Origin of the sequence: Pseudomonas sp. B14(2017) (genome assembly GCF_002113255.1) — a bacterium.
GTDB lineage: Bacteria > Pseudomonadota > Gammaproteobacteria > Pseudomonadales > Pseudomonadaceae > Aquipseudomonas > Aquipseudomonas putida_Z.
In genome coordinates, this window is the sequence record NZ_NEJY01000004.1 from 255,218 (window position 1) to 267,047 (window position 11,830).

Genomic DNA, 11,830 nt, shown 5'->3' on the forward strand with positions numbered 1-11,830 from the left:
TATCTCACGATTGCATAATCAAAGAACGCTTCATTTCTGACTCATAAAAATAAGTAGGTCGCTATGAACAGTCTCTATTTCGCCACTTCTCGGCGCAGCGCTCTTTCGACCGCTTCAGTTGCGACAGTCAAGATTTTTGAGCTGAACGCCACCTTCGTGCCGGGAGTATTGCCATGACCGCCGTGTTGAAAAGTGCCACTTCCCCCGAGCCTATCGGAGCAAAAGCCGTCTCACCGACGGTCATTTCGTTCAGAGAGGTTTCGAAGTCATTCACCGTGAAGGGGGTTGCCAAGCAAGCCTCCCACAGCATCAATGTCGACATCCAACAAGGCCAGGTGGTGACCATCATCGGTCCTTCGGGTTGCGGCAAGTCCACTCTTTTGAACATGGTCGCCGGGCTGTTCGCGCCTACAACAGGTGAAGTGCTGTACCGGGGCCAGGCTGTTCAAGGTATCAACGGCCGTACCGGTTACATGACCCAAAGCGACCATCTGCTGCCATGGCGTGATGTGACTGGCAATATCGCCATTCCGCTTGAAATCCAAGGTGTCCCGAAAGCCAAGCGACAGGCGCGGATTCGCGAACTGCTGTCCCTGGTTGGGCTTGAGGGGCATGAAAAGGCGTATCCCAGTCAGCTTTCCGGGGGCATGCGCAAGCGCGCTGCACTGGCTCGATTGCTCGCTTACGACCCAGAAACCTTGCTGATGGACGAGCCATTCGCTGCCCTTGATGCACAGCTGCGCATGCGCATGCAGACCGAGCTGTTCAAGCTCAGCCGTCAGCTCAACAAGACGGTGCTGTTCGTCACGCACGACCTGGATGAGGCCGTGGCATTGGGCGATCGCTGCCTGATCTTCTCTGGACGTCCGGGCACTATCGTTCGCGACGTGAGCATCCCTCTAGGTGATGACCGCAACATTCTCCAGCTACGCAAGGACCCGCGTTACCACGAGTTGTGCGGCGATCTTTGGGAGTTCATCACTCCTTCTCATGACGCCTAAGGTCCTTCTTCCGGAGAATTACGAACATGAAAATCTTCCTCGGCCGTATCGCCATTTTTGCTGTGCTCTTTCTGTCCTGGCAATTCGCTTCAGGCCCATTGATCGACCCGTTTTTCGTGAGTTCGCCATTGGAAATCGGGAGCCGTTTCATTGACCTGGTCGCCAGTGGCCGTCTGTTCTCGCATGGTTGGATCACTGTGGTTGAAACCCTCGTGGGCTTCTTCTTCGGCGCTTGCGCAGGTATATCGGTAGGCCTGATCCTCGGTCGCAATGAGCTTCTGGCTAAATTGCTCGACCCAATTCTTGTCTCGATTTACAGCCTGCCGAAAGTCGCTTTGGCTCCACTGTTCATCATGTGGTTCGGAATCGGCATAGAGATGAAAATCATCCTTACCGCCACGATCGTCTTCTTCCTGGTGTTCCTTAACACCTACAGCGGTGTTCGTGCTGTGGAGCGCGAACAGTTGGAAATTTTGCGGTTGATGGGTGCCAAAGAGCATCACCTGATTACCAAAGTCGTCCTGCCTTCGGCAATTCAGTGGGTATTTACCGGCCTCAAGATGTCGGTCCCGTACGCGCTGATCGGCGCCATCGTTGGCGAGATCATGGCCGCCAACCGAGGCTTGGGCTATCTGCTGCAGGACGCTGCCGGGCAGCTGGATACGGCAGGCGTGTTCGCAGCGCTCATTGCAATCATCTCGCTTGCGCTGATCCTCCAAGCCGCTGTGCGCAAACTGGAAGCGTCATTGATGCCTTGGAAAAAAGATCAGGAAGAACGTGAACTTTCCGTCTGATTGCAACCAACACAACAACAAGAAGAGGTCTTTGCCATGTCTATCAAGCGTCTGTTCTCTGCGCTGGGGTTGAGCGTTGCCATGAGTGCAACCAGCTTTTACGCGCAGGCTGCCGAAACGGTTAAAGTTGCTCTGGGTACGGAGGGGTTTGTTCACATGCCCTTGTTCGTAGCCTTGGACGGCGGCATGTTCAAAAAGCATGGACTAGATGTCGAGCTGGTGAAATTCAAAGGTGGCGGCGCGGCGGCCTCAGGGCTTGCCAGTCGCTCGGTCGAGTTCTGCTCGTGTGCTATCCAGAATGCGATCAACGCGAAGGTGAAGGGGGCGGACATCACCCTGCTTGGTCGTTTGGTCGGCCAATACGCAAGCAACATAGTTATCCATCAAGACCTCGCTGATCGCCTGGGCCTCACAGCAGACTCGACGGTTGAGCAACGTTTGGCTGCGTTCAAGGGGCTGCGCTTGGCAGTTAGCGGCGCCGGCGGAAGCGCAGACTTCCTCGTGCGCTTCCTAGGTAAAGAAGCGAAGTTGAATGCAGAAAAAGACTTCACACTTCTGTACCTCAACAACGGTGCGGCGATGCTTGCAGCATTTGCCCAGAACAAGATCGACGGCTTCGCGCTTTCGTCGCCGGCGTCCGATAGCGCCGTAATCGACCACAAGGGCTACACCTTGCTCGACATGTCCGAAGGAATGGTACCTGAGCTTGATGGCTACCCGTCGATTGCACTCAGTGCTCGTCGTCAGTGGGCGACCGAGAACCAGGACACAGTCAAAGCCTTCCTGGCTGCCTTGAGCGATGCCACGAAACTCATCAACGAGCAGCCTCAGGAAGCTATGAAGTCAGTTCGCAGCCGCTTCGAGGGCGTGAACGACAAGGTTTATGCAGCCGCGTGGGAGAACAATCGCAAGTCGTTCCCCCAGACGCCTTACCTCACCGATGAGGAAGTCAATCGTGCGATCAAGTTCCTGGGTGAGATTCAGAACGAGAAAATCCCTGGTAAAGCCGAAGACTACCTGACCCAGGTGCGCTGAAGCGCCTTGCAAACTCCTGCCTGATCACCGCGGTGGCGACGGACTACCGCCGCGCACGATCAACTTCTTGGTAAGCAGTAATGATGAAAAAAAATATGCCGCTCTGCGCGGCAGGGGTTGGCTTTGCCGTGTATCTGCCGCTTGCTGGTGCGCAAGGGTTCTTTGAAGACAGCAAAGCTTCCCTGGAGCTGCGCAACTTCTACATGAGCCGAGATTTTCGCGAAGGTAGTGCGCAATCCAAGCGACAGGAATGGGCCCAGGGCTTCATTCTGCGCTATGAGTCGGGCTACACGCCTGGCGTTATAGGTTTTGGCTTCGATGCAATCGGCATGCTTGGGGTCAAGCTGGACTCAGGGCCGGGTCGTTCGGGTACTGGGTTGCTGCCAGTGCAAGATGATGGTGATGTGCCGGACAACTACTCCAAAGCCGGTGGGACACTCAAGGTCAAGGTGTCCGAGAGCGAGCTCCGTGTCGGCACGTTGATACCAAAATGGCCGACCCTGGTCTCTAACAACGGACGTTTGTTGCCCCAGACATTCGACGGTGCCCAGATTCAGATCAACGAATGGAAAGCCTTGGAGTTTACCGGGGCGAAGATCCAGGGAACTGTGTATCGCGATCAATCCGGTTCCACAGGTCTGGCACTGAACAACAAGAACCGTCGGTTTAGCGGCCCTCTTGATGGTGGTGATTTCAACCTGATGGGGGTGACGTACCACGTTGCTGATAATACGGATTTGTTGGCTCAGTACGCGGTTCTCGAAGACGTCTATACCCAGCGATTCTACGGTCTGACTGATCGTAGAAAGGGCACCTGGGGCTCATTCACGAGTGATGTCCGCTTGTTCGACAGCGACGATCAGGGGCAAGCCCGCGGCGGTCCTATCGAAAACCGCGCACTCAGTGTCATGGGTACCTACAAACTCGGTGGCCACGCTTTTGGTCTCGGCTACCAGAAAATGTCCGGGGACTCGGCATTCCCCTACGTGGATGGCACTGACCCCTACCTGGTCAACTTCGTGCAGGTGGGCGATTTCGCCGAGAAGGACGAGCGCTCCTGGCAGGCCCGCTACGACTTCGATCTTGCGAACGTGGGGGTCCCAGGGTTGACCTTCATGACTCGATATCTGAAAGGCAACCAAGCTGATGTGCGCGGAGTGGATCCGGGCTCGGACGGCGAGCGCGAGCTGGATGTCGAGTTGCAGTACGTGTTGCAGAGCGGGTCCCTGAAGGGGCTGAGCATGCGTCTGCGCAGTGCCACCTACCGCGCGGACTTCGCTCGGGATGCCGATGATGTGCGGGTGATTGTCAGCTACCCGTTGTCGCTTCTGTAATCAATATCCTCACCAGGAGAGAAACGATGCACTCCCTCGTAGCGCTTCAACGCGAAGGTAATGTCGGTCTGATCATCATCAACAATCCGCCAGTAAATGCCCTCTCGCGTGAGGTCCGTGAACAGGTACTTGCGAGATTCGAGCAGGCGGCGGGTGACGCCGATATTCGGGCAGTAGTGATCGTGTGTGAGGGGCGTACCTTCATCGCCGGTGCCGATATAAAAGAGTTCGATCTGCCTTTGCAGGCTCCGCACCTGCCTGATGTATTGGCGGCAATCGAAAACTCGCCGAAGCCTGTTATCGCTGCGATGCATGGTTCGGTCCTAGGTGGCGGCCTTGAGTTTGCGCTTGCCTGCCATTACCGCATCGCAGGTCCAGGCACTCAGTTCGGGCTACCCGAAGTGGGTTTGGGCTTGATCCCCGGCGCCGGCGGAACGCAACGCCTGCCGCGCTTATGCGGGATGCTCCCGGCGCTCGATATGGTATTGGGCGGAGAGCAGGTTGGTGTAGAGCAAGCGTTGGAGATTGGTTTACTGGATCGCTTGAGTCGCTCATCCGTATTCGAGTCTGCTTTGGCGTTCGCACAGGAGACTATTGGGCAGTCGATACCGCGCTCCTGCAATCGGACCGTATCTGCATTTGATCCTGCAGTTTTCCAGCGTAGGGCTCAGGCGATTCTTCGTAAGCTTGTGGGGCAGGAGGCTCCACCTCTCGCGCTCCAAGCACTGCAGGCAGCTTGGCAGGTTCCCTTTTACGAGGGCATGGCGCTGGAGCGAGATATTTTTATTTCCCGGCGTGAAAGTGCTCAGGCACGCGCCTTACGGCATGTCTTCTTTGCCGAGCGTGATCTTGCCTCTCGCCGCCGCACATTAGCTAGACAAGCCCCAGTTCGTGCCGTTGATTCGGTCGCGGTGATCGGAGCGGGCACGATGGGGAGCGGTATCGCGTTGTGCTTGGCTAACGCGGGTATCGCGACAGTGCTGATCGATACTCAGCCTGCGGCGCTTGATCGCGGACGAGCGGCTGTCGAGCGCTACTATGTCAGCGCGCTTGAGAAAGGCCGCCTCTCCTCAGAAAAGGCGGCTGAGCATGCTGGGCATATTCGGTACGAAGGAAGTCTTGAGGCGATCGCAGGTGCAGATTTGATCATCGAGGCAGTGTTTGAAGACTTGGCCGTCAAGCAAGACGTCTTCCGAACGCTGGATCGTTTTGCCAAGCCCGGGGCGATCCTGGCAACCAATACCTCTTACCTCGATGTCGATGCGATTGCCAGTGTTACCGATCGCCCAGGAGACGTCATCGGTATGCATTTTTTCAGCCCCGCTCACGTCATGAAGCTGCTCGAGGTTGTGAAAACCGCTCACCTGCACCCCGATGTGCTGGCAACCGTGCTCCAACTGGGTGGGCGCTTGGGCAAGACCGCGGTTGCGGTAGGGAACTGCTATGGGTTTGTAGGGAATCGGTTGTTGGCCGTCCGCGAGCGCGAAGCGACATTCTTGCTTGAAGAAGGCGCGTCACCAGAGGATGTCGACCGAGTGCTACGTGGCTTCGGCTTCCCGATCGGCCCCTTTGAACTGCGTGATCTGGCTGGCGTTGATATCGCTTGGTTCAACAGGAAAGGCCGGGGGGAACACCTTGGTCAGGCTGAGCGTCAATGTAACCTGATTGAGCAGCTACACGAGGCGGGCCGTTTCGGCCAGAAGTCGGGGGCGGGGTACTACCGGTATGAAGAGGGCCAGCGCAAGGGTTCTCCTGATCCATTCGTTGCGAACATGCTTGTTGAGCACCGGCAAGCAAGAGGCCTGGAGCCGCGGGTAATCTCGGACGATGAGATCTTGCAGCGGTGTTTATTCGTAATGATCAATGAAGCCGCTTACATGTTGGAGCAAGGTATCATCGACAGCCCTAATGACATTGATCTCATCTGGATCCACGGATATGGCTTCCCACGCTACCGCGGTGGGCTTCTCTACTATGCAGATCAGATCGGGCTGACTCAGATCGGCGAAGCCCTGGAGCAGTGGGCTCTCAAGCATCCTGACCGGCAATTGAAAGTCTGCGCTTTGCTTCAATCCAGAGCAAAGGAGCGTGTTTCACTTAGCCAAAGTTAATGCTGTGGATTTACTTTGGGGCGGCCGATGACCACGACTTTGGCTGACCCTTTTTTTCCGCGGCATCTGCGGGCGCGTTTCGTAAAACCTGGCGCGCTATCACCACGCTGACCAATACTACTGAAAACAGTCTCAGCGTTTGGCTGGCGAGCACGAAGCCGGTGTCTGCGTGCGTCTCGACAGCTAGGATCGCCATGGCGTCCAGGCCGCCTGGGCTTGTGGCTAAGTACATCGAAAGAAAATCAATACCCATCAGCTCTGCAAGGAACCAGGCAGAGCCGGCACACAGTAAGATCAGGGCAGAAGCGCTCAGAACCATTGCAGGCATCTGCCGCCAGACGTATGCGACGGTTCGTCGGTCAAATCTGAGCCCGATGTAGCATCCAATCAAACCGTAGCCGAGGCTGAAGATCCAACTAGGAAGATCAATCGTTAGTGCGCCAGACAACTGTAACCCGCCTCCAAGCAGCAGTGGCACTAGCAGTGCGCCTGCCGGCAGACGCGTACCTGCTGCAACACCGACTAAAATGACCCCGAGACTCAAAGCTAGATCCAACAGGTTTGCGGTCTGGCTCATATTGGCGGCTCCAGAGGAGGGCGTGTGCGCACCTAGCACATGGCTTACCAGTGCTCCTACAACTACCACGCAAACCACCCTGACGTACTGCATGGTCGCAACCACACGTGCATCAGCTCCATAATCTTCCGACATTGCCACCATCGCCGATGCTGCACCGGGTGCTGTTCCCCAAGCTGCAGTTGCTTTAGATAGGCCACTGAATCGGATAGCTCCCAGGCCTACCAGTGCGCTCATGGCCAGTGTCAGGGCTGTGACACCCAACATCTGATACCAGGATTGTGCGAGCGTCTGGATGACTGGCCAAGTCATCGAGTGAGCCACCAACACACCCACGCAACCTTGGCCGAAGCGAAACGCATGACGATGAACACGGATTGTCACGCCCAAAAGACCACAAGCAATGCCCGCGAGCATGGGCCCGAGGAACAAACCTGCAGGGATATGCAGGAAGTGAAAAAACTGCCCCGCAGCGCCGGCTGCGAGTATCACGCATAGCCACTGCAACAGGGCGGGCTTCGAGAGTGAAGAGGGGTTTGGCACTGGAGAATCCTCGGATGCTGGGCCAGATGATTATCCGAGGGGCTGATGGGCGTGGTCCATTTGCTGTTTTTGATGAACCGATTACCGAGAGTTATGAATCATGGATCTTAGGGACCTCACTTACTTCGAGACCATTGCACGAACGGGTCATCTCGGTAAAGCTGCAGAGTTGTTGCACAAAAGTCAGCCTGCGCTCAGCAAAAGCATTCAGCGTCTCGAAGAGGCTTTAGGCGCGCAGCTTTTCAGACGAGAAGGCAGGAGAATAAGGCTCACTGAGGTTGGCGAGCTCCTTCTCCAGCGCGGGCGGCAGTTACAACTGAGCATTGCGGAGACCGAGCGCGAAGTACGAGACTTTGCGAGCGGGCAAATCGGGACTATACGCTTGGGCTGTTCCGCGAGCATGGCCGAGCACCTCCTTCCGCAGTTGGCATCCTTCTTGTTGGAGCGCGCTCCCGAGCTGCGATTGAAGCTCTCGATCGGCCAAGATGACATTCTCAGGGAGTCCCTGAGCTCCGGCCGCCTGGATGCGATTATTTGCCCTTTGAATGCTGGTGATCCCCATCTGCTCACCTTCCCGATTCTTCAAGATGAAGCTGTAGTCGTGGCCAGCGCAGATCATCCCGTCTTCTCTTCTGCTATCAGCATCGCAGCGCTATGCCAATACCGCTGGGTTCTGCCTGGCGATGCAGTTGCCTCCAGACGCTGGATCGACGAGGCATTCAGGTCACATCAGTTGCCTGCTCCTACGGTGCAGATTGAAGCAAATGCCGTTTCATTGTTGCCGAGGCTGATAGCCAAGACGCAATTACTGAGCTTTCTGGCCCGGGAAACGTTAGTGTCTGGACGTTGGCTATCCACTCTAAGAGAGATCCCCATTCAAGAGACTACGATGACTCGGACCGTCGCGGTTTCAGTGCGAGCGGAGGCCTATCTGGCACCGGCTGTGCGACTGATGGTCGAGCTGCTGAAGGCTGACGGAAAGCGATTTTTCACAGAGATCTGATTCCAGTCAGTGGAACTAGCTCATTGTCACTGCCGAAGTGCTCTCCGACACTGTGGGCGCGCGTCGATTGGCTGCGCTAACCACTCTTGTAAGGAGAGCTCTGATGAGTCGCGATGTCTTCATCTGTGATGCAGTACGCACCCCGATTGGCCGTCTGAATGGTGTACTTTCTGCAGTGAGGGCGGATGACCTTGCTGCTATCCCACTCAAAGCGTTGATTGAGCGCAATCCAGGTATCGATTGGGCCGCCGTGGACGAAGTCTTCATGGGGTGCGCCAACCAGTCAGGTGAAGACAATCGCAACGTGGCACGCATGGCGCTTTTACTCGCTGGGCTCTCTCCTTCGGTACCTGGTGTGACGTTGAATCGGCTGTGCGCATCCGGTCTGGAAGCTATTGGTGCGGCCTTCAGGGCGATTGCTAATGGTGAAATGGAATTGGCCGTTGCCGCAGGCGTTGAGTCGATGACTCGCGCGCCCTACGTGATGGGAAAAGCTGACGGCCCGTTTGGGCGTACGCAGAAACTTGAAGACACGACGCTCGGTTGGCGCTTCATCAATCCGGCAATGGAAAGCGCGTACGGTGTCGATAGTATGCCGATGACCGGTGACAAAGTTGCCCAGCAGTACGGCATTTCTCGTGAGGATCAGGACGCCATGGCTCTGCGTAGTCAAGCACGAGCTGCTAGCGCGATCGAGCGCGGGTTTTATGCTGAAGAGATTGTTCCCGTCATCATTCCCGGCAAAAAGGGCGAAACCGTTGTGGTGTGTGATGAGCACCCCCGTCCTGAAACCACTGCAGAAGCGCTGGCCAAACTCAAACCGGTAAATGGTCCTTATTGCACGGTAACTGCTGGCAACGCTTCAGGCCTGAATGACGGCGCCAGCGCGATGATCCTCGCTAGTGCTGATGCGGTAGACAAGTTCGGTCTAAAACCTCGTGCCCGGGTCCTTGGAATGGCCAGCGCCGGTGTTTTGCCTGAAGTAATGGGAATTGGTCCAGTCCCTGCTGTGCGAAAACTTCTGCAACGGCTGAACATGACAATTGATGCTTTCGACGTCATTGAGCTCAATGAAGCCTTCGCAGCGCAAGGATTGGCAGTGATGCGCGAGCTCGGTTTGCCAGATGACAGTGAGCGAGTGAACCCCAACGGTGGAGCTATAGCGCTGGGTCATCCTTTGGGGATGAGCGGAAATCGACTGGTCTTGACAGCGGTGCACCAGCTCGAGAAGACGGGGGGGCGCTTTGGTGTGGCCACGATGTGCGTGGGGGTGGGACAAGGCTTGGCGCTGGCCTTCGAACGTATCGACGCTGTCACCTAGAGAAAGATATTGCTGTGCTGGTGGACCATAAACCGCCAGCCTGACTGGGCCAGCAGCGTCTCTGTCCTTTGAATCAACCGACGACCACGACACCAGGCAATTGGCCGATGACTTCACGAATCAAGGTAATGATCAAGCCAATGGCAGGATCACGCGCATTGTCGATTCGCCATCCCAGTTCTATTGAGTAGCGCGGAAGGTTGATTGGGCATGGGTGGCATTGGACGTTGCTGACGCTGGCCAAGGCTTTGGCGGCATGGGTCGGCAAGGTGGCCACGCAGTCGCTGTGCTGCAGAAGCGCGGGAAGCGCGGAGAAATGAGTGGTTGAAGCCTCCACTGTGCGATTCAGCGACTGCGCAGCTAGCACCTCATCAACCACGCCCACATAGCCGCCCGATGAAACCAGAATGTGGCGCTTTTCAAGGTAAGACCCGGGTGTCAGCGGGGTGGCGTCAGCACGGGCCGCAGTAAGGCAGGTGTAGTCACCCGTTGCAAGCGCCAGCCGCCCCAGCGTCTTCGAGGCCACGGCGCCCGATGTCAAGGCAAGATCAAATTGCCGGTTCATCAAAGCATCGCTTGCCAGCAAGCTGTGGGTTTGCTTGAACACTAGGCGGATACCAGGCGCCTGTTCCCGGACTTTGTCGATCAACAGCCTGCCAATTGCCAGTTCGAAGTCATCCGACATGCCCAGTGCAATGGCGCGCCCGTGAATCGCCGCATCGTCATGGAGTGCCAACATCAGCCCCTGACGACACTTGTCCAGCGCGGCGGCCACGATAGGGCGCAATTCCTCGCTTTTTGCGGTGGGTTTAAGGCCTCGTCCTGTCCGTTCGAACAAGTGGTCACCGAACACTGCCCGTAGTCTGGATAGAGCAGCGCTCACCGCTGATTGGGTAATGCCCAGGCGAATGGCGGCGCGGCCCGCGCCTCCTTCCTCATACAAGGCTTCGAAAACCTTGAAGAGGTTCAGATCCACAGAGGCGATGTCCAGCTTTTTCATGATTGGTGGAACCTTTCCAGGCACACAGGTAGCAGTCCCCCAATGCTGTCACGATATGATTGTAATTGATATCAGATCGAGTCGGTGCAGTATTGCTCAATAACGGATCGGGGCCGAACATTGCCTGCACTTACATCATGCGAGATCTCATCATGTCCCGTATCACCGTTGCAGCGCTACAGGTTGGCTCCCATCCACTCGGAAAGGCCCAGACGCTGAAATCCATCATCGAGTATGAGGCCAAGATAAAGTCGAGCGGGGCGAAACTGGTCGTATTGCCCGAGGCGATCCTAGGCGGGTACCCAAAAGGGCAGATATTCGGCACTTTCCTGGGATATCGCTTGCCGGAGGGGCGTGAGACATTCCAAGCCTATTTCGAGAATGCTATTGATGTCCCCGGCGCGGAGACAGACGAGCTCGCTGCATTGTCCGAACGCACGGGAGCTCACCTGGTCGTCGGGGTGATCGAGCGTTCTGGTAACACGCTGTTCTGTTCCGCGCTGTTCTTCTCACCAGAGGGTGGACTCATCGCCAAGCACCGCAAGTTGATGCCAACGGGTACTGAGCGTCTCATCTGGGGGCAGGGTGACGGCTCGACATTACCTGTTGTCGATTCACCAGCCGGCAAGCTCGGCACGGCGATCTGCTGGGAAAACCAAATGCCGTTGTTACGCACTGCGATGTACGCCAAAGGCGTGCAGGTATGGTGCGCGCCGACAGTCGATGAGCGTGACGTCTGGCTGGCCAGCATGCGGCATATCGCTCATGAGGGGCGGATGTTTTTGGTTAGTGCATGTCAGGTGCAGAAATCGCCACTCGAACTGGGTATCGAGGTACCAGCCTGGGATCCTGACCGTCCCCTGATTCAGGGCAACAGTGTCATCGTCGGGCCGCTGGGTGATGTACTCGCCGGTCCACTGCGTGGTGAAGAGGGATTACTGACGGCAGAAATCGATCTTGATGAGTTGGTGCGTGCTCGCTACGACTTCGATGTGGTTGGCCACTATTCGCGGCCCGATGTGTTTTCACTGAGCGTCGATGAGCGCGCCAGGCCGGGTGTCGACTTTTTCAAGTGAGGAGTTTTCGGAACCTGCGGCAGGCTTTGATTAGC

General features: G+C 56.5%; 10 protein-coding genes. 8 read left to right on the plus strand and 2 right to left on the minus strand.

Features of this window, described 5'->3' with window-relative positions:
* Window positions 1–173 precede the first annotated feature (173 nt).
* From CAG34_RS05760 to CAG34_RS05780, 5 genes are all read left to right on the plus strand, one after another.
* Window positions 174–1,001, plus strand: coding sequence for an ABC transporter ATP-binding protein (locus CAG34_RS05760; protein WP_085588698.1), 828 nt, complete (start codon window positions 174–176; stop codon window positions 999–1,001).
* Between the two features lie 26 nt (window positions 1,002–1,027).
* Window positions 1,028–1,795: an ABC transporter permease gene (locus tag CAG34_RS05765; RefSeq protein ID WP_085588700.1), complete on the plus strand. Its 768-nt coding sequence runs from the start codon at window positions 1,028–1,030 to the stop codon at window positions 1,793–1,795.
* 36 nt (window positions 1,796–1,831) lie between these two features.
* Window positions 1,832–2,830 (plus strand): ABC transporter substrate-binding protein, encoded by a 999-nt coding sequence (locus tag CAG34_RS05770; protein ID WP_085588702.1) that lies wholly within the window; start codon window positions 1,832–1,834, stop codon window positions 2,828–2,830.
* Between the two features lie 80 nt (window positions 2,831–2,910).
* Window positions 2,911–4,164: an OprD family porin gene (locus CAG34_RS05775; protein ID WP_085588704.1), complete on the plus strand. Its 1,254-nt coding sequence runs from the start codon at window positions 2,911–2,913 to the stop codon at window positions 4,162–4,164.
* Window positions 4,165–4,190: 26 nt separating this feature from the next.
* On the plus strand, window positions 4,191–6,275 hold the full coding sequence (locus CAG34_RS05780; RefSeq protein WP_085588706.1) for a 3-hydroxyacyl-CoA dehydrogenase NAD-binding domain-containing protein: 2,085 nt from the start codon (window positions 4,191–4,193) through the stop codon (window positions 6,273–6,275).
* Window positions 6,276–6,285: 10 nt separating this feature from the next.
* Here the strand turns inward: CAG34_RS05780 and CAG34_RS05785 are convergent, their stop codons facing one another.
* Window positions 6,286–7,395 (minus strand): AbrB family transcriptional regulator, encoded by a 1,110-nt coding sequence (locus tag CAG34_RS05785; RefSeq protein WP_085588708.1) that lies wholly within the window; start codon window positions 7,393–7,395, stop codon window positions 6,286–6,288.
* A 100-nt stretch (window positions 7,396–7,495) separates the two neighbouring features.
* Between CAG34_RS05785 and CAG34_RS05790 the strand changes: the two genes are divergently transcribed.
* Window positions 7,496–8,398, plus strand: coding sequence for a LysR family transcriptional regulator (locus tag CAG34_RS05790; RefSeq protein ID WP_085588710.1), 903 nt, complete (start codon window positions 7,496–7,498; stop codon window positions 8,396–8,398).
* 103 nt (window positions 8,399–8,501) lie between these two features.
* Entirely contained in the window at window positions 8,502–9,719 is a 1,218-nt protein-coding gene (pcaF, locus tag CAG34_RS05795) for a 3-oxoadipyl-CoA thiolase (protein ID WP_085588712.1), read from the plus strand.
* 73 nt (window positions 9,720–9,792) lie between these two features.
* Here the strand turns inward: pcaF and CAG34_RS05800 are convergent, their stop codons facing one another.
* Window positions 9,793–10,719 (minus strand): LysR substrate-binding domain-containing protein, encoded by a 927-nt coding sequence (locus tag CAG34_RS05800; RefSeq protein WP_085588714.1) that lies wholly within the window; start codon window positions 10,717–10,719, stop codon window positions 9,793–9,795.
* Window positions 10,720–10,871: 152 nt separating this feature from the next.
* Between CAG34_RS05800 and CAG34_RS05805 the strand changes: the two genes are divergently transcribed.
* A complete protein-coding gene (locus tag CAG34_RS05805; protein WP_085588753.1) occupies window positions 10,872–11,795 on the plus strand; it encodes a carbon-nitrogen hydrolase family protein in 924 nt (307 codons plus the stop codon).
* Window positions 11,796–11,830 lie beyond the last annotated feature (35 nt).

Excerpts from the sequence above, each read along its gene's own strand:
- CAG34_RS05760 (WP_085588698.1), top strand. The coding sequence starts at position 174 with ATGACCGCCGTGTTGAAAAGTGCCACTTCCCCCGAGCCTATCGGAGCA.
- CAG34_RS05765 (WP_085588700.1), top strand. The coding sequence starts at position 1,028 with ATGAAAATCTTCCTCGGCCGTATCGCCATTTTTGCTGTGCTCTTTCTG.
- CAG34_RS05770 (WP_085588702.1), top strand. The coding sequence starts at position 1,832 with ATGTCTATCAAGCGTCTGTTCTCTGCGCTGGGGTTGAGCGTTGCCATG.
- CAG34_RS05775 (WP_085588704.1), top strand. The coding sequence starts at position 2,911 with ATGATGAAAAAAAATATGCCGCTCTGCGCGGCAGGGGTTGGCTTTGCC.
- CAG34_RS05780 (WP_085588706.1), top strand. The coding sequence starts at position 4,191 with ATGCACTCCCTCGTAGCGCTTCAACGCGAAGGTAATGTCGGTCTGATC.
- CAG34_RS05790 (WP_085588710.1), top strand. The coding sequence starts at position 7,496 with ATGGATCTTAGGGACCTCACTTACTTCGAGACCATTGCACGAACGGGT.
- pcaF (WP_085588712.1), top strand. The coding sequence starts at position 8,502 with ATGAGTCGCGATGTCTTCATCTGTGATGCAGTACGCACCCCGATTGGC.
- CAG34_RS05800 (WP_085588714.1), bottom strand. The coding sequence starts at position 10,719 with ATGAAAAAGCTGGACATCGCCTCTGTGGATCTGAACCTCTTCAAGGTT.
- CAG34_RS05805 (WP_085588753.1), top strand. The coding sequence starts at position 10,872 with ATGTCCCGTATCACCGTTGCAGCGCTACAGGTTGGCTCCCATCCACTC.